The 25,813-nt window shown below is 73.1% G+C and carries 27 protein-coding genes and 1 pseudogene; 10 read left to right on the top strand and 18 right to left on the bottom strand.

Annotated elements, in window-relative coordinates:
• From DFQ13_RS34405 to DFQ13_RS11755, 6 genes and pseudogenes are all read right to left on the bottom strand, one after another.
• Positions 1-879 carry an erythromycin esterase family protein gene (locus DFQ13_RS34405; RefSeq protein WP_267897649.1) on the bottom strand — a complete coding sequence of 293 codons (879 nt, stop codon included), beginning with the start codon at positions 877-879 and terminating at the stop codon, positions 1-3.
• Positions 837-1,145 (bottom strand): annotated as a pseudogene (locus tag DFQ13_RS35570) (erythromycin esterase family protein); the annotation flags it as partial. The pseudogene DFQ13_RS35570 and the gene DFQ13_RS34405, both read right to left, overlap by 43 nt.
• A gap of 339 nt (positions 1,146-1,484) precedes the next feature.
• Complete coding sequence (locus DFQ13_RS33760) at positions 1,485-1,895, bottom strand: hypothetical protein (protein ID WP_110079822.1); 411 nt, start codon at positions 1,893-1,895, stop codon at positions 1,485-1,487.
• A gap of 20 nt (positions 1,896-1,915) precedes the next feature.
• The gene (locus DFQ13_RS11765; RefSeq protein ID WP_035286435.1) at positions 1,916-2,692 is read right to left on the bottom strand and encodes a hypothetical protein; all 777 of its coding nucleotides are present in this window, start codon (positions 2,690-2,692) and stop codon (positions 1,916-1,918) included.
• Positions 2,689-3,828, bottom strand: a complete 1,140-nt coding sequence (locus tag DFQ13_RS11760) for a hypothetical protein (protein ID WP_035286437.1) — start codon at positions 3,826-3,828, stop codon at positions 2,689-2,691. Before DFQ13_RS11760 ends, DFQ13_RS11765 begins: the two co-directional genes overlap by 4 nt.
• Positions 3,825-6,059: a hypothetical protein gene (locus tag DFQ13_RS11755; RefSeq protein WP_035286438.1), complete on the bottom strand. Its 2,235-nt coding sequence runs from the start codon at positions 6,057-6,059 to the stop codon at positions 3,825-3,827. Before DFQ13_RS11755 ends, DFQ13_RS11760 begins: the two co-directional genes overlap by 4 nt.
• Positions 6,060-6,345: 286 nt before the next feature.
• On the opposite strand from DFQ13_RS11755, the gene DFQ13_RS11750 reads away from it, so the two are divergent.
• A complete protein-coding gene (locus DFQ13_RS11750; RefSeq protein ID WP_161784504.1) occupies positions 6,346-8,598 on the top strand; it encodes a tetratricopeptide repeat protein in 2,253 nt (750 codons plus the stop codon).
• Positions 8,599-8,626: 28 nt separating this feature from the next.
• Here the strand turns inward: DFQ13_RS11750 and DFQ13_RS11745 are convergent, their stop codons facing one another.
• Together DFQ13_RS11745 and DFQ13_RS11740 are read right to left on the bottom strand one after the other, a co-directional pair.
• A complete protein-coding gene (locus tag DFQ13_RS11745) occupies positions 8,627-9,472 on the bottom strand; it encodes an NmrA family NAD(P)-binding protein (RefSeq protein ID WP_110079820.1) in 846 nt (281 codons plus the stop codon).
• On the bottom strand, positions 9,469-9,921 hold the full coding sequence (locus DFQ13_RS11740; RefSeq protein ID WP_110079819.1) for a nuclear transport factor 2 family protein: 453 nt from the start codon (positions 9,919-9,921) through the stop codon (positions 9,469-9,471). Before DFQ13_RS11740 ends, DFQ13_RS11745 begins: the two co-directional genes overlap by 4 nt.
• Positions 9,922-10,017: 96 nt before the next feature.
• Here DFQ13_RS11740 and DFQ13_RS11735 point away from each other — a divergent pair, with 96 nt between their 5' ends.
• A complete protein-coding gene (locus tag DFQ13_RS11735; RefSeq protein WP_035286444.1) occupies positions 10,018-10,614 on the top strand; it encodes a TetR/AcrR family transcriptional regulator in 597 nt (198 codons plus the stop codon).
• A 16-nt stretch (positions 10,615-10,630) separates the two neighbouring features.
• On the opposite strand, the gene DFQ13_RS11730 is transcribed toward DFQ13_RS11735, so the two are convergent.
• Entirely contained in the window at positions 10,631-12,442 is a 1,812-nt protein-coding gene (locus DFQ13_RS11730; protein WP_110079818.1) for a glycoside hydrolase family 9 protein, read from the bottom strand.
• A 167-nt stretch (positions 12,443-12,609) separates the two neighbouring features.
• Here DFQ13_RS11730 and DFQ13_RS11725 point away from each other — a divergent pair, with 167 nt between their 5' ends.
• The 6 genes from DFQ13_RS11725 (at position 12,610) to DFQ13_RS11705 (ending at position 15,641) form a co-directional block, all read left to right on the top strand.
• Positions 12,610-13,704 (top strand): phytase, encoded by a 1,095-nt coding sequence (locus tag DFQ13_RS11725; RefSeq protein WP_110079817.1) that lies wholly within the window; start codon positions 12,610-12,612, stop codon positions 13,702-13,704.
• A gap of 35 nt (positions 13,705-13,739) precedes the next feature.
• Entirely contained in the window at positions 13,740-13,871 is a 132-nt protein-coding gene (locus DFQ13_RS35565; RefSeq protein ID WP_267897648.1) for a hypothetical protein, read from the top strand.
• A complete protein-coding gene (locus DFQ13_RS11720; protein ID WP_110079816.1) occupies positions 13,871-14,266 on the top strand; it encodes an alpha/beta hydrolase in 396 nt (131 codons plus the stop codon). The genes DFQ13_RS35565 and DFQ13_RS11720 overlap by 1 nt, the downstream gene beginning before the upstream one ends.
• Positions 14,267-14,309: 43 nt before the next feature.
• Positions 14,310-14,591 carry a hypothetical protein gene (locus tag DFQ13_RS11715; protein ID WP_110079815.1) on the top strand — a complete coding sequence of 94 codons (282 nt, stop codon included), beginning with the start codon at positions 14,310-14,312 and terminating at the stop codon, positions 14,589-14,591.
• Positions 14,592-14,995: 404 nt separating this feature from the next.
• Complete coding sequence (locus DFQ13_RS11710; RefSeq protein ID WP_084176190.1) at positions 14,996-15,349, top strand: DUF3253 domain-containing protein; 354 nt, start codon at positions 14,996-14,998, stop codon at positions 15,347-15,349.
• On the top strand, positions 15,342-15,641 hold the full coding sequence (locus DFQ13_RS11705) for a hypothetical protein (protein WP_035286551.1): 300 nt from the start codon (positions 15,342-15,344) through the stop codon (positions 15,639-15,641). The genes DFQ13_RS11710 and DFQ13_RS11705 overlap by 8 nt, the downstream gene beginning before the upstream one ends.
• A 136-nt stretch (positions 15,642-15,777) precedes the next feature.
• Here the strand turns inward: DFQ13_RS11705 and DFQ13_RS11700 are convergent, their stop codons facing one another.
• From DFQ13_RS11700 to paaA, 7 genes are read right to left on the bottom strand one after another with little or no spacing between them, the layout of a single operon-like run.
• Positions 15,778-16,410, bottom strand: a complete 633-nt coding sequence (locus DFQ13_RS11700) for a TetR/AcrR family transcriptional regulator (protein ID WP_052021696.1) — start codon at positions 16,408-16,410, stop codon at positions 15,778-15,780.
• Positions 16,411-16,447: 37 nt separating this feature from the next.
• A complete protein-coding gene (gene paaI, locus DFQ13_RS11695; RefSeq protein WP_324608981.1) occupies positions 16,448-16,876 on the bottom strand; it encodes a hydroxyphenylacetyl-CoA thioesterase PaaI in 429 nt (142 codons plus the stop codon).
• Positions 16,877-16,890: 14 nt separating this feature from the next.
• A complete protein-coding gene (gene paaE, locus DFQ13_RS11690; RefSeq protein ID WP_052021697.1) occupies positions 16,891-17,970 on the bottom strand; it encodes a 1,2-phenylacetyl-CoA epoxidase subunit PaaE in 1,080 nt (359 codons plus the stop codon).
• Position 17,971: 1 nt separating this feature from the next.
• Positions 17,972-18,490 carry a 1,2-phenylacetyl-CoA epoxidase subunit PaaD gene (gene paaD / locus DFQ13_RS11685; RefSeq protein ID WP_110079814.1) on the bottom strand — a complete coding sequence of 173 codons (519 nt, stop codon included), beginning with the start codon at positions 18,488-18,490 and terminating at the stop codon, positions 17,972-17,974.
• 41 nt (positions 18,491-18,531) lie between these two features.
• Complete coding sequence (paaC, locus tag DFQ13_RS11680) at positions 18,532-19,452, bottom strand: 1,2-phenylacetyl-CoA epoxidase subunit PaaC (protein ID WP_035286452.1); 921 nt, start codon at positions 19,450-19,452, stop codon at positions 18,532-18,534.
• 10 nt (positions 19,453-19,462) lie between these two features.
• A complete protein-coding gene (gene paaB / locus DFQ13_RS11675; protein ID WP_110079813.1) occupies positions 19,463-19,762 on the bottom strand; it encodes a 1,2-phenylacetyl-CoA epoxidase subunit PaaB in 300 nt (99 codons plus the stop codon).
• A complete protein-coding gene (paaA, locus tag DFQ13_RS11670) occupies positions 19,759-20,706 on the bottom strand; it encodes a 1,2-phenylacetyl-CoA epoxidase subunit PaaA (protein WP_035286456.1) in 948 nt (315 codons plus the stop codon). Before paaA ends, paaB begins: the two co-directional genes overlap by 4 nt.
• Positions 20,707-20,825: 119 nt before the next feature.
• Between paaA and paaZ the strand changes: the two genes are divergently transcribed.
• Positions 20,826-22,862 (top strand): phenylacetic acid degradation bifunctional protein PaaZ, encoded by a 2,037-nt coding sequence (gene paaZ / locus DFQ13_RS11665; RefSeq protein ID WP_219994416.1) that lies wholly within the window; start codon positions 20,826-20,828, stop codon positions 22,860-22,862.
• A gap of 10 nt (positions 22,863-22,872) precedes the next feature.
• Here paaZ and DFQ13_RS11660 read toward each other — a convergent pair whose 3' ends face one another.
• Positions 22,873-23,718 (bottom strand): class I SAM-dependent methyltransferase, encoded by an 846-nt coding sequence (locus DFQ13_RS11660; RefSeq protein WP_110079811.1) that lies wholly within the window; start codon positions 23,716-23,718, stop codon positions 22,873-22,875.
• Positions 23,719-23,810: 92 nt separating this feature from the next.
• Positions 23,811-24,392, bottom strand: coding sequence for a helix-turn-helix transcriptional regulator (locus tag DFQ13_RS11655; RefSeq protein ID WP_110079810.1), 582 nt, complete (start codon positions 24,390-24,392; stop codon positions 23,811-23,813).
• A gap of 362 nt (positions 24,393-24,754) precedes the next feature.
• On the opposite strand from DFQ13_RS11655, the gene DFQ13_RS11650 reads away from it, so the two are divergent.
• Entirely contained in the window at positions 24,755-25,807 is a 1,053-nt protein-coding gene (locus DFQ13_RS11650; protein WP_110079809.1) for a YncE family protein, read from the top strand.
• Positions 25,808-25,813: the final 6 nt, after the last annotated feature.

Raw genomic sequence — 25,813 nt, 5'->3', positions numbered from 1 at the left:
TCAGGCCTGCGGGGCGTCCTTGATGAACACGACCCCGTCGTGGTTGGCGAGGTGGGCCGGGTCGAGCGGGGCGTAACCGTGGTAGGGCGACACGCGGGGCTCCGCGTCGCCGAGGACGGCCTTGAGACGGCGGGGGTCGACGACGCACCGGTCGTCCGGGAGCGCGTACAGGAGGCCTTCGAGGGTGTCCGGGGGCGGGGTGCCGACTCCCCGGTGGCGGATCGTGCCGAGGGCCGTGGCCAGGAAGGCGTACCCGTCGCCGAGGTGGGCGCCGACGATCGCGCCCGCGCTCCACCACCGCAGCGGCAGGCCGCCCATCCGCATGCTGCTCTCGTCCCGCTGGAGGTGGCCGTTGTGGGCGTGCACCAGCACCGGGCCCCGTTCCGCGAGGGCGAGCAGGTTGGCGGCCATCATCGAATCCCGCAGGCCCACCAGCCGCGCCATGCGGCTCGGTGACGTGTCGGCCATGCAGGCGTGATAGCGCAGCAACCCGGTGGCGGTCCGCGCGTACAGGCGAGCCCGGTCGCACTCGTCCCGCGAGGACACCGCGACCAGGTGCGGTGTCTGCGCGTCGAGCAGGGCGGCCAGGTCGTCGGCGATCAACCGCAACCGCTCGGCCTCGGGCGTCCGCCCAGCGGACTGCGCGGGGTCCATCATCGCGGCGGGGTCGGTCCACCGGTCGTCGGCGCCGAGCAGGCGGTCGAGGACCTCGGCGGTGCACGGGAGCAGGTCCATGTCCACCCGGGCCGCGAGGTGGTCGTGGAGCGCGGTGAGGGCCTGCCGGGGCTCGCGGCGTGGGTCATCTCCAGCGGGCCGTCGATCCCGGCGAAGCGCACCCGTTCGGAGGCGGGCAGGCCCTCGTTGTGGGCGCGCATCCACCGCACCAGCTCGCGGTTGGCCTCGGACGCGCCGAAGCCGTGGCTGAACCCCGCCTCCATGACCTCGTCGAGGGTGCCCGCGCCGGAGGTCACGTGGTCGTCCACGACCAGGCCCATCATGCAGTCGCTCTCGACCGCGATCATCCGGTGGCCCTCCTGCTCGACGAGTTGCCGGAACAGGTCGTTGCGCAGGTGGAGCAGGACGTCCTCACCGTGGGTGGGTTCGCCGAGGGCGAGCACCCGCGGGCGGTTCGGGAGCAGCCCCATGACGGCGGCGGCGTCAACGGGGTGGGTGGTGTCTGTGAGGCCGGAAGTCATGCCTTTGACAGTATCGTTGAAGTTCTTATTTAAACCTTTCCTCCCGTATTTGCAGTACAAAGCGATAAAACCTTCAAGACCGTATACCGGCCAATGCGGTTCGCGCGAGGTCGCGCAACCAGGTGTGGGCGCGGGTGAGCGGGTGTTCCCGCCGCGCTCGCGGACCTCGGCCTGCGGCAGGAGTGGATCGCCGACCTCGGTGGGATCGAGACCGCGCGGGCCACCGAGGCCGCGATCCTGTTCGTGCCGCACGTGATCCGGTCCAGCGGGTTCTCCCCCTTCGCCGTCTCAATCACCCGCTGACGCAACCGGATCACCGGGGGCGTCCTTGGTGGAGAGGGCTTTCACGAGCTGGTCGACGGCGGCGGTGATGCCGTCCCGGGCGCTGATGGCGCCGCTGTGGAGGGTGCGGGCCAGTTCGTCGAGGTCGAGGGTGACCGAGACCAGGCGGAGCGTGGTGGGGGTGCTCGGCCACCTGCCCGTGTCCGAGGCGGCGAGGACGGGCCCGGCCAGGGGGCGGGGAACGGTGCCCGCGATCCGGATGCCCGGCAGCTCCAGGGGGATGGGCCGCAGGCGCAGGGTGGCGCGGGCGGAACCGTCGGAGAGCGGTTCGGCGGAGACGAACTCCGCCGCCACGGTGGTGCCGTTGGGGAGGAGGGCCCGCACCTCGGGGAAGGCGGTCCGCAGCTCCAGCCCCACCTCCAGGCGGAGGTGGGAGATCAGAGCAGCAACAGGGCCAAGAGCACGACCAAGGCCAGTCCCGCGCCGAGCAGGAGCCGGACCGGGAACGGGGCGGGCGTCGGGGACCGCGGGGTCCCCGGCGCTTTTCCCAGCGGCCGCACCCCCGCCACGGTCGCGGAGTCGCTGAGGAGCAGGACGGCGGTGTCGGCGCCCAGGGCCTGCCTCGCCCGTTCGGCGCCCGCCTCGCTGACGAGCCTGTTGGTGGCGATCGCGTAGCCGACGGCCTCGCCGGTCAGCAGGTCGGCGAGGCGGGCGAGGAAGGTGCCGGTCGAGGAGGGGTCGTCCGCGGACATCACCCAGGACGCCGGTTGCCCGGCGCCCGGCACCTGTTCCCCCGGGGAATCGACGGCGTCGAGGACCGCGTCCGCCGCCGGGCCCAGGGGGCGGTCGACGACGCCGCGCCACTCGTCGACCAGGGCCTCGGTGATGACGCCGTCGAGGCGGGCGCCCAGGGCGGCGCGGGCGGTGTCGTCCAGAGCCGCGCGCGCCAGGGCGAGCACCGCGCCCGGGCGGTCGTCGCCCGCCAGGACCAGGGTCACCCGGATGGTCCGGCCCACGCTGTCGCGGCGGGCGGAGGGGATTCCGCTGACCAGCGCCCGGAACCCGGTCCCGTCCCGCAGGGCCAGCACGGCGGGCTGGTCGAGGTCGGTGAACCTGGCGGGTTCCACCCACCACTCGTCACCTGGGGTGCCGAGGTAGCCGTAGTCCCTGGTCCTGCCCCGGGTGATGACGGCGGTGACCTCCGCCCTGCTCACCAGACCTCCACCCGGGCGTCGCGGGCGCGGGTGGCCAGGCTCTCCATCGCCGCGGCCAACTGCTCGTGGCGGGTCTCGATCTCGATCAGCTCGGCGGTGCCCGACTCGATCTCCCGGGTCACCCGGCCCGCCTCGCCGCTGAGGTGGTAGGTGAGGGTCCCGATGAGGCCCTTGCGCTGGGCGCGGCGGGAGGTCAGCTCGGCGACCGCCGTGGTGGTGGCGGCCTGGGCCGCGGCCTCCTGCTCGCGCCGGGCGGAGATGATCGCCTGGCACAGCTCCTGCACGACCGTGGCGGCGGCGCGGATGGACGGCCGCGGTGGGTCGCCGCGGAAGCGGTAGGTGGCCCGCAGGGTCAGGATGCCGTCGGCGGCGGGCTCCCAGAACGCCTCCGACAGCTCGACGCAGCCGTAGGTGTCGATCGGCGAGTAGACGACCCGGATGGCGCGCTTGGTCGCCTCGTCGCGGACCGCGGCCAGGACGTCGGCGTAGACGGTGCGGACCTCCTTGGCCAGCTCGACACCGGAGTAGCCGGTGCGGCGGCCGTTGTCGGAGAAGTACTTCTCGCACTTGAGCGGGGCGAGCACCAGGACCGCGGGCTCGTCGGGGGCCTGGTTGCGCAGCCGCGCCCACTGCTTCACGACCTGGTGCACCTCGGTCAACCCCAGCCGGGCGACCCGGGCCGCGCGCTCCTTGCCGGTGGTCGTCTCCATCAGCACCGCGGCGTCGATGGGGACCACCAGCATGATGCTCTGCCTGATGTGGTTCTCGCACCGGGGCCAGTCGGTCCTGGCCTGCGGTGAGCCCGCGCGCTCCAGCGGGTCCAGCCAGCCACCGGGGAAGTCGAGGACGGAGAACGGGACCGACAGCTCGGCCATGTCGATCGACCGCAGCTCGAGGGTGTACTCGGTGGTGGTCTGGGTGCTGCCCAGCGAGTGCGGCTCGAACTCCTGGGCCGCGAGCGCCATGGCCAGTTGCTTGCGGTGGGTGGCCAGCTTGTTCTCGGTCTCCTCGTCCGCGGCGACCTCGACCGGCGTGCCGCGCAGCAGCGCCTGGGTCTGGTCCAGGATCGCCGAGACCAGGGTGGTCTTGCCGACCGCGGTCGGGCCGACCATGGACACCTTGAAAGCGTCGGTCACGCCGCCACCCCCTGCTCCTCGGCGAGGACGGCCCGCAGCTCGGCCAGCAGCCCGCGCAGCCGCTGCAACCCGATGCCGACCGCCAGGTCCGCGTTGCCGTCGGCGGGCCACATCTGCTCCCGGAAGGCGTCCACGACCCGCACCATCTCCTTCTCCGCCGCCTTGCCGCGGATCAAGCCGTCCTCGAACTGCTCGGCGAAGGCGAGCAGCACGTTGGCCGCGCGCTCGGGGATGGTCGCCATGACCCGCCCGGTGTCGTGCACGCCCTGCTTGGCCAACTGGGTGACCCGCTTGTAGAGCAGCTCGGCGCCCTGGGCGTCGTGGCTGACCCCCAGCAGCGACGCCATCTGCACGCCCTCCTCCCCCGGCGGTTCCGGGTAGAGCAACTGCAGGGCGTCGCGCACGTCCGGCAGCACCAGGGTCCGGAAGTCCATGCGCACGTCGAGCACGAACTCGAAGGCGTCCACCATCGCCGGGCACGGCTCCGGGATCTCCCGCAGCGCCCCGACCAGGCGGTTCAGCGCCGCCTGCGGGTCCCGCTCGGCGCCGCAGAGCACCCCGAGCCTGCCCAGCGCCTCGACCAGCCCCGACCAGAACTCCGCGCGCCGGGCCAGCAGCACGTCGTCCACCGCGGCGAGCCTGCGGGCCAGCTCCACCCGCACGCTGTTGAGCGCCGCGGCGGCGAACGGCCGCGACGCCTTCTTGCGCCGGAAGTCCTGCAGGGCCATTTCCTGCCAGTGCTCGGCGCCCTCGCCGAACCCGGTGTCGATCCAGGCGCGGATGTCGGCCCGCACCTCCGCCGCCCGGTCGTGGAAGCCGTCCCCGACGTCCTCGCGGGTGAGCTGCCGCTCCAGGTCCCCGATCCAGGCCTGCAACGACTGGGCCAGCTCGGCCAGCACCGACTGCGCCAGCGCGTGCAGCGCCTCGCTGGAGGTGGGGGTGACGACCTTGCGCAGCGCGTCGAGCGCCTCCCCCACCCGCCCGGCGATGGCCTGCTGGTTGCGCGCGCACTGCGCCAGGGCGTCGCCGATCACCGCGGCGTCCATCCGCGGCAGCGCGTCGGCGAGGTGGTCGAGCACGGTGTCCAGCACCTCGACCCGCACCGCGTCCGGGTCGGCCACGTCGGCCTCCAGCACCCGGAAGTAGGCGTCGTCGGTGCGGTTGTTGACCCGCTCGGTCAGATCGGCGCGCAGCGCGGCCACGTTCTCCGGGTCGCACTGCCCGGTGTTGACCAGGATCATGGCGAAGTCGCGCATCGCCGCCGCGCCCCGAGCCTTGTTGGCCAGGTCCATCGCCGCCGCGTCCGAGGTCGTCCACAGCGCGTTGGTGCCGGTCGGCCACTTGACCATCAGCACGAGGTCGACGTCGTTGTGCAGCCCGACGATGTGCCGCTCCTCGGCCCGCGGGGTCAGCTCCCCCAACCCGGGCAGGTCGATCAACCCGATGTCGGTGGTGTCGGTGCGCGGGAACGCGCAGTGCACCACGGCCTCCCGCACCGCCAGGTACCTGCGGTCGGGGTCGACGGACTCCTCGGCCGGGTACGCCACCCACTGCCGCAGCCCGTCCAACGGCACGTCGAGCACGGCCCCGGTCAGGTGCCGCCGCCAGGTGTGCGCGCTGTCCCGGATCTCCCGCAACCGCGCCAGCAGCGGCCCGTTGTGCGGGTCGGCGGCCAACTGCGCGGCCAGGGCGGAGTCGGCGAGCACGTCGGAGCCCCGGGTGAACTCGGCGAGGTCGGTCGGCACGGTGACCACGCCGAACTCGGCGTAGTAGGGGTAGAGCACCTCGTCGAGGAAGGACTGCTCGGTGTGGGTGGTGACCCGGGCGCCCTCGTGGTCGGTCGAGTGGAAGATCCGGCTGCGCACGGCGGTCACCGGCCTGCCCTTGCCGGTCGGCACCTGCTCGTCGCCGAGCCCGGACAACGACCGCAGCAGGGTGCTCTTGCCGTTGCGCGCCTGCCCGCTGACCCCGATGTTGATCGTCCGCCTGCGCACCCTGGCCCGCACCCGCCCCAGCGCGGCGGCCGAGTCCAGGGCCAGCCCGGCCAACTCGACCAGGTCGGTGTCCAGCAACCCGGCCCTGGCGAGCAGACCCCCGCCCAACCCGGGCGCCCGCAGCAGGCCCAGCACCTCCCCCACCCGGTTCCACCTGGCGATCTCAGCGTCGACGAGGGAGAGCTGGGCCTGCCGCCGCTCCAGCACACCGTCGAGCTTCTGGCTCGTGACCGACACCCCACACCCCTCCCGACTCCGGCACGGGCAACCGCCCACCACCCGCCCCGAACACTACGCAAAGCCGGTGAACGCCCACATCCCCTGACCCGAAGATCGGCCCCCGCCGAGCACCCGCCGACCTGCTGGGGACCTCTGTCACAGCCCACCCGCGTCGTCGACCCGGCACGCCGGCGGCGATCTGGGACTGCCGCACGGGCGAGAAGCCCCTTCGCCCTCCAGGGTGACCAGGTACTTGCGGACGGTGTTCGGCTTGGGCGACAGTGGCGGTCGGATGCGCAACGAGATGGATGGTTCAGCGAGGCAGGTCGTCCAAGCCCACACCATCACCGGTGGGGTGCGGTTCGAGACCGTGCCGGGCCTGTCGCCTGGCTCGGTGCCCCCGGTGCGACCGCCCTTCGGCAAGCTCGACCTGCCGGTTCGCGGTCGAGACCAGACGCTCACCCGACTGGAGGTGCTGCTGCGTCCAGGACCGGATCGGGTCGCTCTGCTGCACGGTCTGGGCGGCTGCGGGAAGACCACGATCGCCCTGGCATTGGCGAGGCGGGCGCTGGAGCGCGGTGTCACCGTCCTGTGGGTCAGCGGCGCCACCGAGACGGACCTGCAGGCGGGCATGCGGCAGGTCGCGGTGCGCCTGGGCGCGGAGCAGAGGTCGATCGAGCAGGCGTGGGGCGGTGGAGCCAACGCCGCCGACCTGGTCTGGAGCCTGCTGGAAGCACACCACGACCGGTGGCTGCTGGTGATCGACAATGCCGACGACCCGGCGGCCCTCGGCGGTGTGCCCGCGTTGCGCGAGGGCGCGAACTGGTGGCGGGAGGTCGGGTCCGACCTCGGCGCGGTCCTGGTGACCAGCCGGTACGGCGATCACTTCACGTGGAATTCGTGGTGCCTGCCGTTGCGGGTCGGGGGACTGGCGGCGCCTGACGCGGCTCAGGTGCTGATCGATGCGACCGGGGGGAGAGCAGGTGCGCGGGAGGACGCCGAGTCGCTCGCCACCCGGCTCGGCGGTCTGCCCCTCGCCTTGAGGCTGGTGGGCGCCTACCTGGCGGAGGCGAACGAGGTTCCCTGGAGCGTGGCCGTCAGGACCTTCGCCGACTACGCGGGGGTGCTGGAGACGGGGGAACTCGCCGACGACGAGCCCACCCAGGACCTGGCGAGGACCTGGGACCTGTCGATCGATCTGCTGACCCGCCTCGGACACACCGGGGCCCGTCCCCTGCTGGGCCTGTTGTGCCACTTCGGTGACAGCGCCATCCCGGTCCGGACACTGCTGGAGCCTGCGGTGGTCACGAGGCACCCCCAGCTCTGCGGTGTCGGCGCGGTCCAGCTCTGGAAGGTGTTGACCGAGTTGGCGAACGTGGGGCTCATCGACCTGGTCCGGGAGGGCGGGGACACCACCGAACCGTGGGTGGAGATCCACCCGCTCGTGCGCGAGATCGGCAGGCGTCGCGCCCGCCGGGACGGTACGGCACCCGGCTACCTCGAGGTCTGCGCCAGGTCTGCCGCCGAAGCCGTGGAGGCGGAGCACCTGGAGTCGCCGGAAGATCCCGATCGGTGGCCGTTCTGGCGATCACTCACCCCGCACGTCCTGTGGATGGTGCGGATGGCCGTGCCCGAGGCGCTCTCCCCGGGAGCCGTTCGCGACGTCGTCCGCGTCGCCACCGCGTGCGCCAGGAATCTGCGGGAACTCGGCCTCTACGACCGCGCGGCGGACGAACTCACGGCCATCGTCGCGCTGAGCGTCACCCGACTCGGCGAGACCGACGCGTTGACCGTGGACGCGTACCACTGCCTGGCCAGCGCCCACCACGCGATGGGCCGGTACGACATCGCCCTCGACGAGTACCGCAGGGTCCTGGACATCCGGCGCCGGACGGTCGGCATGGACGACCTGCTGACACTGCCGACCCGACACCAGTTCGCCTACGCGCTGCACGACCTGGGCAGGTTGGCGGAGGCCGAAGCCGAGTTCCGGGCCCTGCTCGCCGTGCGCAGGGAGGTCAGTGGCACCACCGACGTGCGCACCCTCAGCACGTGGCAGCGCTGGGCCAGGGTTCTCCACGACCAGGGCGAGCTGATCGCCGCGGAGAACCAGTACACCAAGATCGCCGCCATCCAGGCAGAACACCTCGGCCCGCAGCACAGGCACACCCTGTCCACCCGACACCTCATCGGCGTTGTCCGGCTGGGCCTCGGCGACATCGATGGCGCGGAAACCGAGACCACTTCCGTTTTGCGAGCACGCCTGGCGACATTGGGGACGCGCCACCCCTCCACGCTGATCACAGCCAGCCAGGTCGCCCTGCTGCACCACCTCCGTGGCCGGTTGTCCGAAGCGATCACCGACTACCGCGCGGTCCTCGACGCCCAGACCGACCTGCTGGGCCCTGAGCACCCGCACACGGTGATCACCCGGCGGCGCCTCGCCGATGCGCTGTCCGCCCGGGGGCGGTACGCCGAAGCGGATGCCGAACGCCGGAAGGCTTCGGAGTCGGGGGGTCCTGCCGCAGAGGGACCCGGGCCTGCCCGCTTCGTGTGAGGGCGCACGCGTTCCCCCGTATCGGGTGTCAAGGGGAGAAGGCGTCCCGGTTGGCTGCGACGAAGTCGCGGAATGATCGGGCGGGGTGGCCGGTGAGGTTTCGCACCGTGGGGGTGACGCGGTCCTCCGCGCCGTGGCGGATGGCGGTCTCGAGGTCGGCCAGGATGGTGGCGAACCGCGGTGGCATGCCGGTGTCGGTGAACCGGGTGATCATCTCGGTTGCGCTGACGGCTCGGTGTTCGACCGCGCGGCCGGTGGTTTCGGTGATGATCGCGGCGGTGTCGGCGTAGCTGAGGGCTTCGGGGCCGGTGATCAGGTGATCGGTGTTGTGCGGTGCGGGGTCCAGCAGGGCCACCGCGGCCACCGCGGCGATGTCGGCGGCGTCGACGAACCCGACTCGGCCGGGCCCGGTCGCGGTGACGATCTCCCCGTGGTCCCGGATGCCCGCCGCGACGGGGTGGGAGCCGAGGAAGTTCTGCATGAACCAGGACGGCCGCAGCACGGTCCACTCCGGCACCGCCGCGCGGACCAGCGGGGGCAGGGCTCCCGGCCCGGAGTCGGCGTCCGGCACCGCGGAGGAGCTGAGCAGCACCACCCGCCGCACGCCCGCCTGTGCCGCTTCGGCGAGGAAGCCCTCGACCAGCGGCGCGGGCTCGGCGACCCCGACCGGCGGGAGGAGGTAGACCCGGTCCGCTCCGGCCACCGCGGGACCGTGTGTGGCCTGCTCGCCCCAATCGAATCGGACCTGCCCGGGATCGTCGGGTTTCCGCGTGCCGATGCGCACTGCGGCTGACTGCTCGCGCAGCAGGGCGGCGACCCGGCTGCCGGTGGTGCCGGTGCCGCCGATGACCAGCACTGTCGACGGTGTGCTCATGCCTTCGACGCCTCACCGGCGAAAGCCTTGAGTTCGTCGAGGCCGCCCAGGATCTCCGTGGCTGCCAAGGGGCTCCAGTAGTCGCGGTAGGAGGTGATCTCACCGTTCCGCGCGGTGAGCACCGCGACGTAGCGCATCCGGTACGGCGTGCCGGTCGCCACTGCCACGCCCGCTGCCTCGAACTCGGCGACCACGACGTCCGGGTCGCCCGTGCGGTGGACCACCTGTTCAGAGATCTCCTGAACGTCCAGCAGGTCCGGGTAACCGCGCAGGTAGGCCGCGATGGCCGCGCGGCCTTCCAGGCGGGCCGGGTAGTCCGCCGTGGCGAAGGGGAACACCATGACGCCGTCGACGGCCCACAACGCGGCGTAGCCCGCCATGTCCTTGGCCAGCAGCAACCGCAGCGACTCGGTGAAGAGGTCGCTCGCTGTGCGCACCTGTGTGGTCATGGTTCGACTCCTGCTCCGAGAGTGGACGGTACGGTACCGTCCCGTCGTTAACCCTAAACGGGACGGTACCGTCTCGTCCAGCGGTAGGCTCCGGGGATGACCGAGCGCACCCGGCGCGCCCCGACGGGCGCCGCCCTCCTCCAGCCGCACATCACCTCGGCCATCACCGACTCCGTGCTCCACGAGTTGGCCGCGCGCGGCTACGGCAGGCTGTCCATGGAAGCGGTGGCCAAGCGCGCGGGGGTGTCCAAGAGCGCGCTGTACCGCCGCTGGCCGTCCAAGCAGGACATGGTGATCGCGGTGCTGTCGGAGTTCAGCGTGGCGCAGGCCGAGGTGTCCGACACGGGCTCGCTGCGCGGGGACCTGCTGGCGACCCTGCGCGCGGTCCGGGACTGGGTGACCCACCCCCGCTTCGCCACGATCCTGCCCGACCTGGTCGCCGAGGCCACGCGCAACCCGACGCTGGCCGGGGCGATCGCGGCCACGATCGGCGAACCCCGCCGCGCCCTCGGCGCGGTCCCGCTCCGCCGCGCGATCGACCGCGGCGAGCTGCCCGCCGACCTGGACCTCGAACTCGCGCTCGACCTGGTGGCCGCCCCCGTCTACTGGCGGCTGACCGTCCGCCAGGCCCCCGCCCCGCCCGACTACCTCGACCGCCTCGCCGACCACATCGTGCGCGCCCTGCGCGGGTGAGCGCAGGTCGTCGGGGTCAGCGGCTCGTCAGGGCGAACGCCAGCAACGCCGTGGCGGTGAAGTCGTCGGCGGGTTCGACGCTCTGCCAGGCGCCGACGTCGTCGACGAAGCGGGCGCCGTGGCCGTCGAAGCGGGTGAAGTCCGCGGACGCGCAGGGGCGCATGGTCGGGAATCGGTTGGGCTCGGTGAAGAGGTCCGCCCGGTTCGGCCCGTTGACCGCGGCGCCGGTCAACTGCTGCCCGGTGAGGTTCGCGACCTGGTGCTCGGGGCAGCGCGGGTACACGCTGCCCGCGCCGATGACGAACGACGACCCCCACGGGTTCGCGCCGAGCGCCCAGTTCCGCTGCTGGGTGCCGAACGCGGCGTAGGTGTCCTCCCCGGTGGCCCGCTGGTGCAGCAGCGCCGTCGTGGCGAGGCCGAAGGCGTGCGGCACGGCGTCGAACTCGAGGTAGTCGGTGCCCGCGCGGAAGGGGTCCCCCACGGCCCGCGCGCCGCCGTCGTCGAGTTGGCGGGCGAGGTCGTCGGTGAGCAGGTCCCGGGTGGTCTCGGCGGCTGCGGTGCCGGTGTCGAAGAGCTTGACCAGGTCGGCGTGGGCGAGTGCGCTGACGTCGCCGACGCCGAGGGTGCCGAGCGCGTCGGAGGCCAGGTGGTCCGCGGCCCAGTGCCCGGCGTCGCGCGCCCAGCCGTCGGTGCGCGGGTCGCCGAGCGCCCGGCCCGCCAGGGCCAGTTCGGCGGCGGCGAACTCGAGGTCGTCCTGCCAGGACGCTTCGGGGTAGAACGCGTGCGGGTACGCGGTGACCAGCGCGTCCGGCTCGCGGTCGGCCAGGTCGTACACCTTCGCCGCCTTGTCGAGCGCGCGCAGCGCCGCTTCGCCGGTGGTGGTCTGGGCAGCCAGCGCGAAGGCTGCGGCGACCTTCCCGGCCAGGTTGGGGCTGATCGGCTGACCGGGGTCGGCGGCGCGGAACACCGGCCTGCGGGTCAGCGCGGGGTCCGCACCGGGTGCTTCGTCGGCTTCGGGCAGCCGCCAGGCGTCGTGGTCGGTGCGCACGTCCTCGTTGCCCGCGCCGATCCCGACCTGGGCGTGGAGGGTGCCGGTCGAGTCGTCCCACACCTTGTCCAGCCACGCCAGGCCGTGCCGAGTCTCGGCCGCCAGTTCGGGGCCGCCCACGGGGGCGTCCCGCTGGGCCAGCAGGAGCAGGGCGGTGCTGTAGGCGGCGGTGTGCGTGAACTTGAGGAAGTCGCCCGCGTCGAACCAGCCCCCGGAGACGTCGACCGGACCACCGGTCGGGGTGAGCCGCTCGTCGAGCAGTTCGTCCCCGGACTCGTCGTAGCGGGGGACCTCGTACACGGTCGCGGCGGCGTCGTTGAGGTGCGCGGGCCTGCGGTCCACAATCGACGCGACGACGTCCGCGCCGTCGCGCTGGGCCTGGAAGAAGTGGACGTTCGCGGCGACCTGGGGGCCGAACAGCTCGGCACCCGAGCCGACCCGGAAGACCGGCGACGGTTCCGCCCCGGTGGCGAGGACCCGGTAGCTGCCCGGGGTCCGCAGGGCCGAGAGGTCCAGCGCCCGGACCACGGGGAACCCGGTGTTCCAGGAACCGGTCGACGGACCGGCAACACCGTCGAGGACGGTCCGCCCGGACTCGTCGACCACGCGGAAGGACGCGTCACCGGGTGAACCCATCAGGAAGGCCTGCTTGGCTTCGTCGGTGCGGTACCCGACCTGGTCGACGCGGACGAACCCGGTCGGCGACGGGGTGGGCGAGTCGCACGCCGCCGCGCAGGTGGCGAGCAGGGCGGCAGCGAGGCACAGCACGGGCCTGGACATGTCCAGAGTACGTCCGCACCTCGACGGGCGGTTCACGAGACGGCGTGGGGACAGGACCGGCCCCACCGGCGTGCGGGCAACCGGTGGCACCGGGTGGTCGGCTCGGGACGACCCACCGCGCACGTCGCGTTCACCCCGCGTACACCGGGACCTCGTACGTTCCGATCATGTCCCCACTCGCCCTCGCCGTGGTCCCGCTGCTGCTGACCGGGGTGCCCGCCGCGCCCCCCGTGCTCACGCCGACCGCCGTGACGCAGACCTTCGCCGAGCCCGCCGACGCCGACGACCCGGCGATCTGGGTCAACCCCGCGGGGGTGGAGCGCAGCGTCGTCCTCGGCACGCTGAAGGAGGGCGGGCTCGCGGCGTTCGACCTGCGGGGTCGCACGCTCGGTGTCGTCCCGGCGCCCGCCGGGCCGACACCGGAGGCGAAGCCGGGGCGGTTCAACAACGTCGACGTGCTCGGCGACCTGGCGTTCGTCAGCGACCGCGGCCGGGACCGGGTCCGGGCCTACCGGGTGTCCGCCGCGGGGGTGCGGGACGTGACCTCCCCCGGCGCCCGCCCGGTGTTCTCCGCCTCCGAAGCCGAGGTGGACGAGCAGCACACCGCCTACGGCCTGGCGGCGGGCACCGTCGGGGGCCGCGACGTGGTCGTCACCAGCAGGCGCAGCGAGACCCGCATCGCACTGCTGCACGTGGTCGAGGGCCGCACCGTCGACACGCGCGTGGCGGCGACCCTCGACCTGCCGAACCGGTTCACCCTCCCCGACGGGACGACGTGGTCCCCGTGCGGTGACCCCGGCGACGACCCGCAGGTGGAGGGCATGGTGATCGACTCCCGCGCGGGGGTGCTGTACGCCGCGCAGGAGGACGTCGGCATCTGGCGCATCCCGCTGCGCGCAGGCGGTTTCGGCGAGCCCGAGCTGGTGGACAGGGTGCGCACGTTCGGCGCGCCGCAGGTCTACGACCCGCAGACCGAGGAGTGCGCCGCCGCCGGGCCGAACCCCGGTTTCGGCGGGCGGTGGCTGGAAGCCGACGCCGAGGGGCTAACCATCACCGGCGACAAGCTCATCGCCTCGAGCCAGGGCGACTCGCGGTTCGTGCTGTACCAGCGGACGGGAAACTTCCACGCCCTGCGGGACTTCCGCGTCGAGGGCGTCGAGCACTCCGACGGAGCGGCCATCGTAACCGGGCGCCTGAACCTGCTGGTGGTCCACGACGGAGAACGCCCCGACGGCACCGGGTTCGCCTTCCTGCGCTGGTGACCGGGCGCAGACACCCCCCGAACAGCCGGTGATCGATGCGCCTCATGCCGATCACCATCAACAGCTCCGCAGACACCACCGTGGTCACGGTCCTGCAGAACATGGCCAACGATGCGAGCAACCTCAGCACCGGGTTCTCCACCAACGACTGGCCACCGCCACGGTGATGCGGCTGGACCCCCGGGTGCGCGCCGGGGTGAACCTCGACGGCCCCCTGCTACCCGCCGAAGGGGTCGGGGACCGCCCGTACCTGCTGCTCGGCACCGAGGACGAACACTCCCCCGGTTCGACGCAGGACCCGAGCTGGGTCGCGGCCTGGCCCGCGCTGACCGGCTGGAAGCGCTGGCTGACCGCGGCGGGCGCGGACCACTTCTCCTTCACCGACCTGGACCTGCTGGTGCAGCAGGCAGGCCTGTTCCCGGACCTGCCGTTGACCGGCGCCAGAGGACTCGAACTGACCCGCGCGTACACCCGGGCGTTCCTCGACCAGCACCTGCGCGGCAGGCCCCGAGGCCTCCTCACCGGTCCCAGCCCCGCCAACCCGGAGATCACCTTCCACTGAGGACAGATCTTCCCGGAGGCTCCGACCACATCGGGACTCGCCGGTGCGGCGGCGGTCGTGCCGGTGGCACGACACCGCGGCCACGACGACCCGGTCCGGCCGCGCGTCGCTGGGCAGCGAAGACCGCATTTACCACGACGGCAACACCTTTGACAACGGTGTGCCGCTCGGTGACCGGGCCAGCTCGGTCAGCCAACTCGGGTGGAGCAGTGTCTACGTCGACGCGAACTGCGTCGGGGACTGGGTGAGCATCCGCTCGTCCACGTCCTGGCACAACCTGTCCGCCTCGAAGAACGACAGGCTCTCGTCGCACTGCTTGGGCTGACCGGACCCGTGGACGGCCGGGCTCCCGGCCCCGGCCGTCCACGGCCGTCGCGAGGGAGGACGACGATGGCCGCGTTGGCGACGACAACACCGAGACGAGCGGCCCTGGTGGCGCTCGTCCTCATACTGGTTGGTTGTGCTGGGCCCGCTCCCGCTCGACCCGTACCGGAACTCCGAGCTGCACCTGTCGAACACGTTCAAAGCGGAGAGGGTCTTGATGGACGACTGCCTCCGCCGCTTCGGCCTGTCCATGGCGTGGCAGCCGTCCCCACCCGGGAACGGGTGGGGACGGGCGCCGGTACGGCGTCGTCGACGGAGCCGAGGCCGCTGTCCGCTGGTATCGCCCGCCGGAGAGGTGGGGCGCTGCACCGGGCGGGATGGGCTGATCGGTGTGATCCTGGTGGCATGACCGATCGGCCCGCGCCGCAGCGGGAACTGGAGCGCATTCGGGGTGGTGGTGGCCCCGGTGCCGACCAGGCTCGGACCGCGCTGAGCGCTGGGGCTCCGCTGGAACGGCTGCGGGCCGCCATCCTCGCCCTGACCCACGCGCGGGGCGCGGGGTCCAGCACCTGCCCGTCCGACGCGGCCAGGGCGGTGGCCGACGATTGGCGGCCCCTGCTGCCGCAGGCCCGGGAGGTGGCTCGGGAGCTGTCCCGGGCCGGGTGGGTGCGGCTCACCCAGGGGGACCGGGTGCTCGACCCCGATGGGGAGTGGCGGGGGCCGATCAGGATTCGGCTGCCCGGGAGTGCGGGTGGCTGAGCCGGAGCGCACGCCGGACGGGCGCTTCATCGTGGTCGACGGGCGGCGGTGGCGGGCCACCGATCCGGAGATCCCGGAGGAGGCTGCGGCCCGGTTGCGCAGTCTGCTGATGCGGGCTCGCCGGGACGTCGGGGCGGCTCGCCGGGGGCAGGACGCGGAGGCGGAGCGGGATGCGCGGGCGCGGGTGCACACCGCCAAGGTTGCCTTGGGTGAGCGCGGGACTCCGTGGTGGGAGCAGGATTCCGCCGAGCGGCGGCGGCGCTGGGAGCACGGATTGGACGTGTTGGGCTGAGGCCGGGCGGGGATCGTCCGGCTGGGTGGTTCAGCGGTTGCCTGCTCCGCACTGAGGCACGACCGGGACGCCCGCGCCGGGGGCGCCGGTTCCTGTGCGCGGGACCGCGCGTTGCCTTTCGGCGGGTGACCGGCCGTCAGGGGTGTTCTCGGGTGCGCAGGCCCTCGAAGGCCACCGCGACGACTGTGGCGGCGAGGGCGGTGGGGCTGGTTCCGCCGTGCGGGCGGTACCACTCGGCGATCGAGTTGACCATGCCGAACAGGAGGCGGGTGGCGGTGGGCGGGTCGATGTCCGGCCGCAGGTCGCCCTCCTGGGCCGCCTGGGCCACCAGGGTGGCGACGAGGTGGTCGAACTCGCGCCTGCGGGCCAGCGCCGCCCGTTCCACCGGCGTGTTGCCCCGCACCCGCAGCAGCAGGGTGACGAACGGCAGTTGCTCGGCCAGCACCCGGACGCTGCCCCGGACCAGTTGTTCGAGGCGGTCGATGGCTGGGCCGTCCACCGCGTCCAGCTTCTCCACCTCGGCGAACAGGCCGTCCAGGGCCCGGTCCACGGCCAGGCGCAGCAGTTCCTGCTTGCTGGGGACGTGGTGGTAGATCGCGGACTTGGTGATGCCCAGCCGTTGGGACAGGTGTTCCATGCTGGTCCCGTCGTAACCCCTTTCGGTGAACAGGGTGGCCGCGGCGGTCAGCAGGGACTCCAGGTCGTAGCCCGGCCTGCCCCGGCGCCTGCCTTCGACGTCGGGTCGGGGCGGGTGGGCTGCTCGGGACATGTCGGCAGTGTCGCACCCCGCGCGCGGGGTGCCCGGGTCAGGCACGCGGGATCGGGCGGCCCAGGGAGCGGCTGCGGCCCCGGAACTCGGCGACCACCGCCTCCCCGCAGCGGACTGTGACGTCGTACACACCGGACCGGCCGCGCAGCACCACCTCGCGCGCCTCGGCGACCAGCAGGTCGTCCAGCCGCGCGGGTTCGAGGAAGTCGACCTGGAAGCCCGCGGCCACGGTGACGGTGCCGCGGGTGTTGCAGGCCAGGGCGAAGGCGCTGTCCGCCAGCGCCGAGATGAGGCCGCCGTGGCACAGGTCCCAGCCGTTGACCATGTCCGGGCGGACCCGCATGGACACCCGGGAGAAGCCGGGGCCGACGTCGTCGAGGCGCATGCCCAGCGCCCTGCTCGCCGCGTCGGCGGACCACATCAGCTCGGCGTCGCCCCGGGCCCGGTCCGGTGGGGTCTCGCTCACCGCTGCTCCTCGGGTCAGGCGTCGAAGTCGACGGTCACGGTGTCGCCGACGGGGAACGTCTGGCAGGTGAGGACGAAGTCGCGGGCGACCTCGTCGGCTTCCAGGGCGTAGTTGCGGACCATGTCGACCTCGCCCTCCCGGACGAGCGCCCGGCAGGTGCCGCAGACCCCACCCTTGCACGCGAACGGCACGTCGCCGCGCAGCCGCTGGACGGAGTCGAGGATCGTGGTGTCGCGGGGCAGCGGCGCGGTGGTCGAGCGGCCGTCGAGGACCACGGTGACGTCGCTGGTGATCCCCTCGGCGAGCGTGTCCGCGTGCCGGAACCTCGGCGGTGGTTCGTCCACGTAGAACAGTTCGAAGTGGACCTTCGCCGGGTCCACGCCCAGCTCGGCGAGCACGGCGCGGGCGTCGGAGAGCATGTCCAGCGGACCGCACAGCCACACGTGGTCCAGCGCGCCGACCGGGACCAGGGCGGTCAGCAGGCGGCGCAGCCGGTCGGCGTCGAGGCGGCCGGAGAACAGCTCGACGTCACGCGGTTCGCGGGAGAGCACGTGCGCGAGGTCGAACCGCCGGTGGTGGGCGTCCTTGAGGTCGGCCAGCTCCTCGGCGAACATCACCGAGTTGGTGGTGCGGTTGCCGTAGAGCAGGGTCACGTGGCTCTTCGGGTTGCGCAGCACCGTGGACGCGATGGACAGCATCGGCGTGATGCCGGAACCCGCGGCGACGCACAGGTGCCGCCCACCCTCCTCGGGGTCGGCGCGGAAGGTGCCGGAAGGCGACCGCACCTCGACCGCGTCGCCGGGGCGGACCTCGCGGGCCAGCCAGGTGGAGAACAGGCCGCCCGGGATCGCGCGGACGCCGATGCGGGGTGGCTCGCCCACCGCAGCGCAGATCGAGTAGCTGCGGCGGTGCTCGACGCCGTCGACCTCGCGGCGCAGGGTCAGCGACTGGCCCGCGGCGAAGTCGAACTCCGCGCGCAGGTCGTCGGGGACGGCGAAGGTGACCGCCACGGCGTCGTCGGCGACGTGGTCGACCCGGCTCACGGTGAGGGTGTGGAAGCGCGTCGGGGAGGCCACCGGCAGCGTGCTCGTCACCTCAGATCTCCTTCACGTGGTCGAACGGTTCGAGGCAGGCGCGGCACCGGTAGAGCGCCTTGCACGCGGTGGAACCGAACTCCGAGGTCAGCTCGGTGTCGGCGGACCCGCAGCGCGGGCAGTGCACGCGGCGCCGGGGGGCCAGCAGGTCCAGCGCCACCGGGCCGTCGCGGCGCGGGGCCGGTCCGGGCGGGGAGATCCCGGCCCCGCTCAGGGCCGCCCGGCCGCGCGGGGTGATCCAGTCGGTGGTCCACGCCGGGTGCAGCGCGACCCGGACCCGCGCGCCGGGGAACCCGGCGCGGTGCAGAGCGCGGACGAGGTCGTCGCGCATGGTGGCCATGGCCGGGCAGCCGGAGTAGGTGGGGGTGATCGCCACCTCGACCGACCCGTCCTCGGCCACCCGGACCTCGCGCAGCACGCCCAGGTCGGCCAGGGTCAGCATCGGCAGCTCGGGGTCCACCACCGACTCCGCGGCGACCCGGGCGCGGTGCAGGGGCGTCGAAGCCACGGCGTCAGCCATTACAGCGCCATCCACTACGCCGCGATCAACTGCAGCGTCGTTCACCACTGCCCCCGGGGGTGGGCCCGGGCCACCACCTGCATCTCGGCCAGCAGCAGGCTCAGGGCCTCGGTGTGCGCGCCGTCGCGGCCGAACCTGCCCGCCACCCCCGCCAGCGGCGCCGCCTCCGGCCGGTCCACCCCGCAGGTCGCGAACACCTGCCCGAGGACCGCGTCGACCTCGGCGGCCACCGACGCCGGGTCCACCCCGACCCCGGCCGCCGCGGCGGCGGCCTCGACCGGGTGGGTGCGGAACAGTTCCGGCCACAGCGGCCACAGCCCGGCCAGCGCGTCCAGCAGCCTGCGGCGGGATTCCTCGGTGCCCTGCGCCAGGGTGAGGAACCAGCGGCCCGCGAAGTCGCGGTGGTAGGTCAACTCCTTGCGCCCCTTGGCGGCCACCGCGGCGAGCACCGCGTCACCGCTGCCCGCCAGGTGCTCGAACAGGGCCAGCCGCCAGGTGGAGAACAGCAGCAGGCGGGCGATCGCCTCGGCGAAGTCGCCGTTGGGGACCTCGACCATGCGGACGTTGCCGAAGTCGCGGTCGTCCCGGAAGTAGGCCAGCGCGTCCTCGGCGGGCACCGGTGAGCCCTCGGGCAGCGCGGGCACGCACGACGGGTCCGCGGCGGCGGCGCGGGTGAGCAGCAGGCGGGCCTGGCCGAGCAGGTCGAGGGCGATGTTGGCCAGCGCGATGTCCTCTTCCAGGTCCGGGGCCCGGCCGCACCACTGGGTCAGCCGGTGCGAGAGCACCAGCGCGTCGTCGCCGAGCGCGAGGCAGTACCGGGCGAGCACGGCCGGGTCGACGCCGTCGGGGATGGTGGTGTCGACCCCGGCCAGCGGGTCCTCGAAGTCGGTGCCGAAGGCCCAGTGCGCGTCGTTGACCAGCAGCCCCGCGTAGGCGGACTCGTGGTCGTCGGGTGCGTGCACGACACGCTCCTCACATGTGCGGGACGGAATCGGGGATGTCGTAGAACGTGGGGTGCCGGTAGACCTTGTCGCCGCTGGGGGCGAACATCGGGTCCTTCTCGTCCGGGCTGGAGGCGGTGATGTGCTCGGAGCGCACCACCCACACGCTGACGCCCTCGTTGCGGCGGGTGTAGACGTCGCGGGCGTGCAGGACGGCCATCGCGTCGTCGGCGGCGTGCAGGGAGCCGACGTGGACGTGGTTGAGGCCGCGCTTGCCGCGCACGAACACCTCGTAGAGCGGCCACTCCGGGCTGGTCTCGCGCTCGCTCACCGGCTCTCCTCCCCTGCCTGCCGGGCGGCGAAGGCGGTGGCCGCCGCGCGCACCCAGGCGCCGTCGTCGTGGGCGCGGCGCCGGTGTTCGATCCGCTGGGCGTTGCACGGGCCGTCGCCGCGCACCACGGCCCGGAACTCATCCCAGTCCGGCTGGCCGAAGTCGTGCGCCTGCCGCTCCTCGTTCCACCGGAGGTCCGGGTCGGGCAGGGTGACCCCGAGGGCTTCGGCCTGCGGGACGGACATGTCCACGAACTTCTGGCGCAGCTCGTCGTTGGTGTTGCGCTTGATGCCCCAGGCCATCGACTGCCCGGTGTTGGGCGAGTCCGCGTCCGGCGGGCCGAACATCATCAGCGCGGGCCACCAGAACCGGTCCACCGACTCCTGCACCATGGCCCGCTGCTCGTCGGTGCCGCGCATCATCGTCAGCAGCAGCTCGTAGCCCTGCCGCTGGTGGAAGGACTCCTCCTTGCAGATCCGGATCATGGCGCGGCCGTAGGGGCCGTAGGAGGTGCGGCACAGCGGCACCTGGTTGCAGATGGCGGCGCCGTCGACCAGCCAGCCGATGGTGCCCACGTCGGCGTAGGACAGGGTCGGGTAGTTGAAGATCGAGGAGTACTTCTGCCTGCCGGTCAGCAGCTTCTCGGTCAGCTCCCGGCGCGAGGTGCCCAGGGTTTCGCACGCGGAGTACAGGTAGAGCCCGTGGCCCGCCTCGTCCTGCACCTTGGCCAGCAGGATCGCCTTGCGCCGCAGCGAGGGGGCGCGGGTCAGCCAGTTGCCCTCCGGCTGCATGCCGATGATCTCCGAGTGCGCGTGCTGGGCGATCTGGCGCACCAGCGTCGCGCGGTAGGCCTCGGGCATCCAGTCGCGCGGCTCGATCCGGTCGTGGCGGGCGAGGGTGGCCTCGAAGTGCTCGACGAGCGCGGGCTCGGCGACCGTGGTCATCAGACCTCCTGCGAGCGATTTACCGACCGAACGTTCTGTATTACCGTGGCACAAGGCAGCGGGGTCGCGCAACGCCCCGCCGACGCACCCCAGGGAGAGGACGCCGACCGGTGAGCGCACTGCTGGAGAGCTACGCCGCGGGCCGCTGGTTCCGCGCCGACGACGAGGGTGAACCGCTGCCGGACGCGGTCACCGGGGCGGAGGTCGCCCGGCTGTCCAGCCGCGGCCTGGACCTGCGCGCGATGGTCGGGCACGCCAGGTCGGTGGGTGGTCCGGCGCTGCGCGAGCTGACGTTCCACCAGCGTGCGGCCATGATCAAGGAGCTGGCCGCCCTGCTGATGGCGGAGAAGGAGAGCTTCTACGCGCTGTCCGCCCGCACCGGCGCGACGCGGCGGGACTCCGCCGTGGACGTCGACGGCGGCTTCGGCACCCTGTTCAGCTACGCCAGCAAGGGCGCCCGCGAGCTGCCGAACGACACGATCGCCCTCGACGGCGGCGTGGAACGGCTCGGCCGGGGCGGGACCTTCCTGGGCCAGCACGTCTACAGCTCACGGCCCGGTGTCGCCGTGCAGATCAACGCGTTCAACTTCCCCGTGTGGGGGATGCTGGAGAAGCTGGCCCCGGCGTTCCTGGCGGGCCTGCCGAGCATCGTCAAACCCGCGAGCCAGACGGCGTACCTGACCGAGGCGGTGGTGCGGCGGATCGTCGAGTCCGGCATCCTGCCCGAGGGTTCGCTGCAACTGCTCTGCGGCAGCCCGCGCGGGCTGCTCGACGAGTTGGGCGAACAGGACTTCGTCGGCTTCACCGGCTCCGCGCACACCGCGGGCATCCTGCGCGACCACCCGTCCGTGCTGCACGGCGGCACCCGGCTGGGCGTCGAGGCGGACTCGCTGAACTGCTCGATCCTCGGCCCGGACGTCACCCCCGAGGACCCGGAGTTCGACCTGTTCGTCAAGGCCGTCGTCACCGAGATGACCGTCAAGGCGGGCCAGAAGTGCACGGCGATCCGCCGGGTCCTCGTCCCGGAGGGCACGTCCGCCGCGGTGCTCGACGCACTGACCGCGCGGCTGGCGGAGGTGACCGTCGGGAACCCGGCGAACGAGGACGTGCGCATGGGCGCGCTGGCGAGCCTGGGGCAGCGCCGGGAGGTGCGCAAGGCGGTCGAGGCGCTGCGCGCGTCGTCCGAGGTGGTCTTCGGCGACCCCGACCGGGTCGCGGTGCTCGACGCGGACGCCGAGCGGGGCGCGTTCCTCTCCCCCATCCTGCTCAGGGCGTCGGCTGGCGCGGTCGAGCCGCACGACGTGGAACCGTTCGGGCCGGTCAGCACCGTGCTGACCTACTCGTCGGTGGACGAGGCCGTGGCGCTGGCGGCGCGCGGCCGGGGCAGCCTGGTGGGGTCGCTGGTCACCCACGACCCGCGGGTGGCCCGCGCGGTGACGATCGGCCTGGCGCCGTGGCACGGGCGGGTCCTGGTGCTCGACCGCACCTGCGCCGAGGAGTCCACCGGGCACGGCAGCCCGCTGCCGGTGCTGGTGCACGGCGGCCCCGGCCGCGCGGGCGGCGGTGAGGAGCTGGGCGGGGTCCGGGGCGTGCTGAACCTGATGCAGCGCACGGCCGTGCAGGGATCGCCGGACATGCTGACCGCGATCACCGGCCGGTGGACGCCCGGGTCGCGGCGCGCGGTCGGCGACGTGCACCCGTTCCGCAAGTCCCTGGCGGAACTGCGGATCGGCGACTCGATCGAGTCGGCGGCGCGCGAGGTGACCCTCGCCGACGTCGAGCACTTCGCCGAGTTCACCGGCGACACCTTCTACGCGCACACCGATGCGGCGGCGGCGGCTCAGAACCCGTTGTTCGGCGGCATCGTGGCGCACGGGTACCTGGTGGTCTCGCTCGCCGCCGGGCTGTTCGTGGAGCCGAACCCCGGCCCGGTCCTGGCGAACTTCGGCGTGGACGGCCTGCGGTTCCTGACCCCGGTGCGGGCCGGGGACACCATCTCGGTCGCGCTGACGGTCAAGCAGATCACCGCCCGCACCAACGCCGACTACGGCGAGGTGCGCTGGGACGCCGTGGTGGCGAACCAGGACGGCGCCCCGGTCGCCACCTACGACGTGCTGACCCTGGTGGCCAAGACCTGGCCGCGCGCGGAGCCCTGAGCGGGCGCGCTCAGGGGCGGCGCGCGGCCCACACGGTGCGCTCGGTGCGGACCGCGAGGTCGTCGCGGCGCAGGATGCTGTGCGGGCTGTCGGTGTCGAGCAGCCGGTCCAGCGCGGCGCGGTCCTCCACCGGGAGCGCGTCGGCGACGCTGCCGCGCACGCGCCGCAGGCCGTTGAGCGCGTAGCGGCCCACCGCCGCGGAGCGGGAGTGCTCGATGTGGACGGTGAGGGTTCGTTCGCCCTCGACGGTGAACCCGGCGGCGGTCAGCTTGGGGCCCCAGTCGGCGCCGCGGTGGGGCATGTGCTCGGCGGCGCGGCGGTCGATCTCGGCGTGGCAGCGCTCCTCCACCCCGGGGCGGTCCTCGGGGGCGTCGGCGGGCAGGAACCGGGGGAAGCCCGCCAGTTCGACGACGGCGAGCAGGCCGCCGGGGGCGAGGGCGTCGTGGACCTGGCGCAGCGCGCGGCCGGGGTCGGCCAGGTGGTGCAGGGACGCCGACGCCCACACCAGGTCCGGCTCGCCGAGGTCGGGCCACGCCGCGTCGAGGTCGACCTGGACGGCGTGCACCCGGTCGGCCACCCCCGCCGCACGGGCCTTCTCCCGCAGGCGGTGCAGGTGCTCGGCCGAGGAGTCGACGGCGATCACCCGCGCCTCGGGGAAGCGGGTGAGCAGGGCGAAGGTGCCCGCACCGGTTCCGCAGCCCAGGTCCACGACCTGGCGGGGGCCCGACTCGACGGGCAGCCAGGCGATGACGGAGGCGATGTGCTCCGCGAGCACCTCCGCGTCGAGGTCGAGGATCTCCGCCTGGTCGTGGTCGCCGGGCTGGTGGGCGTGGTGGTCGTGCTTCGTGTTTGCCATGCGGCCACCGTAGATCGGTCATGCCTCACAAGCACAGGAGTTTGCCCATAAAGCAAGAAGGTGGGTTTCCCGGCTGCCGGACGCGCAAGTGGTCAGCTCTCCTGCGGAGGGGGCCTGTCGTCGGATCGGTGTCCGCGCCGGGCGTCGCGGTCGAAGATGCCCAGGACCTCGCACGGCCCGCCCTCGGCGCCGATCGCGTGCGGGAGCATGGTGGGGAACTCCGCGGCCTGGTTGGTCTCCACGCGGAAGCGGCGGTCGCCCAGCAGCAGGACCGCGGTGCCGGAGAGGACGACGAACCACTCGCGGCCCGGGTGGGCGCGCAGGCGCGCGGGGTGGTCCGACGGCGGGTCCGTCATGCGCTTGCGCACCACGCTCAGGCCGGGGTCGGCCCTGACCGACCACCGCAGCCCGTGCACCCCGTCGGCCACCGGGTGGGAGACCACGTCGTCGGTGTCGGTCTGGACCAACTGGTCGAGGGAGGTGTCCAGCGCCCGGGCGAGGGTGACGAGCTGGTCCAGTGCGAGGCGCCGCTGCCCGTTCTCGATGCGGCTCAGGGAGGACGGGCTGAGCCGCGCCCGGGTGGCCAACTCCTCCAGGGACCAGCCCTGCGCCACCCGCAGGGCGCGGATGCGCTTGCGCACCAGACTGTCCAGCTCACCATCGCTTTGCGTCATGAGCAAGAGACTATGTCCTGACCGCAAGTCGCGGCCGATGAACGCCAACAGTTCCCTCTGGCCACTTAAGACCGTCCACAACGGAGGGTCCGACACCGGGTTCACTCTTCCCGGCAGGGGGAACACGGTGATCGTGCGGTCCACGACGGGGAATTTCGTTGATCCATCACCCGACACGGTGGTCACCACCTGTCCGCACGGCGCCACCGGACATTGGGCCATTAGTGTGACTCCCTGGCGGGCGAAGCTCACCTCCACAAGAGGACTCGCACCGCGGGAAACAGGCCACGCCACCGTCGGCACTGGCCTCCAGCAGTGCCTCCGGTCCAGCACCACCGATCGGACTCGGCTTTCGAGGGACCATGTCGCACCGCGCACACACCGATGCCCCTTCCCCGCCCGAGCGGCCGACCGCCCCCTGCGGTCCCCGCCTCACCTGGACGGCGAGCGCCGTCGCCGCCCTAGTGGCGCTGCTGGGGTTGCGCCTGCCCGCGAGCGCCGAGCCCACCGAGGTCCCGACCGCGCGGACCGACCCCCGCTACCCGGCGCGGGTGCAGGTGTTCGTGGCCAACAGCGGGTCGGGCACCGTCAGCGCCTACGACACCCGGATGCGCCGGGTCGCGGCCACCATCGCGGTGGGCGACACCCCCGTGGGCGTCGGCGCGGGCCCGGACGGGGACCGCGTCTACGTCACCAACGAGCAGGACGACACCCTGTCGGTGATCGACCCGCGCGCCTACACCGTGCTGGCCACCGTGCCCGTCGGCGCCCACCCCTTCGGGGTCGCCGCCACCCGCACCCACGCCTACGTCGCGAACTTCGGCGCCGACACCGTCACCGTGGTCGCCACCGCCACCAACACCGGCGTGCGCACCATCGGCGTCGGCCGGTTCCCGCACAGCGTCACCACCAACCGGGACGGCACGCGCGTGTACGTCACCGACAACGGTTCCGCCACGGTCACCGTCATCGACACCAGCACCCAGAGCGTGGTGCGCACCATCCCGGTCGGCCACTACCCGGCGGGCATCACCACCAGCCCGGACGGCCGCCGCCTCTACGTCGCCAACACCGGCGACGACACCATCACCACCATCGACACCGGCAACGACCGCCCCGTGGCCACCACCGCCACCGACCGCTCCCCCATGGGGGTGGCGGCGGCCCCCACCGGGCGGGTCTACGTGGCCAACGCGGGCTCGGACACCGTCACCGTCCACGAGGCGGACGACGCCCTCGTCGGCTCCCCCGTCCCGGTCCGGCGGCAACCCGAGGGCGCCGCCCACGACGGCACCTTCGTCTACATCACCAACGCCGCCGACGACGTGCTGACCGTCATCGACCCCGCCACCGACACGGTGACCGCCACCGTGCCCGTGGGCAGTCAGCCCGAGGGCATCGCCGTCACCTCCTGACGGCGC

Origin of the sequence: Actinokineospora spheciospongiae, from assembly GCF_003182415.1 — a bacterium.
Taxonomy (GTDB): domain Bacteria; phylum Actinomycetota; class Actinomycetes; order Mycobacteriales; family Pseudonocardiaceae; genus Actinokineospora; species Actinokineospora spheciospongiae.
This window is presented reverse-complemented; position numbering and strand designations above follow the sequence as displayed.

Excerpts from the sequence above, each read along its gene's own strand:
- DFQ13_RS11740 (WP_110079819.1), bottom strand. The coding sequence starts at position 9,921 with ATGACCACACAGGTGCGCACAGCGAGCGACCTCTTCACCGAGTCGCTG.
- DFQ13_RS11660 (WP_110079811.1), bottom strand. The coding sequence starts at position 23,718 with ATGGCAAACACGAAGCACGACCACCACGCCCACCAGCCCGGCGACCAC.
- DFQ13_RS11730 (WP_110079818.1), bottom strand. The coding sequence starts at position 12,442 with ATGTCCAGGCCCGTGCTGTGCCTCGCTGCCGCCCTGCTCGCCACCTGC.
- DFQ13_RS11750 (WP_161784504.1), top strand. The coding sequence starts at position 6,346 with ATGGATGGTTCAGCGAGGCAGGTCGTCCAAGCCCACACCATCACCGGT.
- paaA (WP_035286456.1), bottom strand. The coding sequence starts at position 20,706 with ATGACCACGGTCGCCGAGCCCGCGCTCGTCGAGCACTTCGAGGCCACC.
- DFQ13_RS11700 (WP_052021696.1), bottom strand. The coding sequence starts at position 16,410 with ATGTCCCGAGCAGCCCACCCGCCCCGACCCGACGTCGAAGGCAGGCGC.
- DFQ13_RS35565 (WP_267897648.1), top strand. The coding sequence starts at position 13,740 with ATGCGCCTCATGCCGATCACCATCAACAGCTCCGCAGACACCACCGTG.
- DFQ13_RS11745 (WP_110079820.1), bottom strand. The coding sequence starts at position 9,472 with ATGAGCACACCGTCGACAGTGCTGGTCATCGGCGGCACCGGCACCACC.
- DFQ13_RS11655 (WP_110079810.1), bottom strand. The coding sequence starts at position 24,392 with ATGACGCAAAGCGATGGTGAGCTGGACAGTCTGGTGCGCAAGCGCATC.
- DFQ13_RS11710 (WP_084176190.1), top strand. The coding sequence starts at position 14,996 with ATGACCGATCGGCCCGCGCCGCAGCGGGAACTGGAGCGCATTCGGGGT.
- DFQ13_RS11725 (WP_110079817.1), top strand. The coding sequence starts at position 12,610 with ATGTCCCCACTCGCCCTCGCCGTGGTCCCGCTGCTGCTGACCGGGGTG.
- DFQ13_RS11735 (WP_035286444.1), top strand. The coding sequence starts at position 10,018 with ATGACCGAGCGCACCCGGCGCGCCCCGACGGGCGCCGCCCTCCTCCAG.
- DFQ13_RS11720 (WP_110079816.1), top strand. The coding sequence starts at position 13,871 with ATGCGGCTGGACCCCCGGGTGCGCGCCGGGGTGAACCTCGACGGCCCC.
- DFQ13_RS11650 (WP_110079809.1), top strand. The coding sequence starts at position 24,755 with ATGTCGCACCGCGCACACACCGATGCCCCTTCCCCGCCCGAGCGGCCG.
- paaD (WP_110079814.1), bottom strand. The coding sequence starts at position 18,490 with ATGGCTGACGCCGTGGCTTCGACGCCCCTGCACCGCGCCCGGGTCGCC.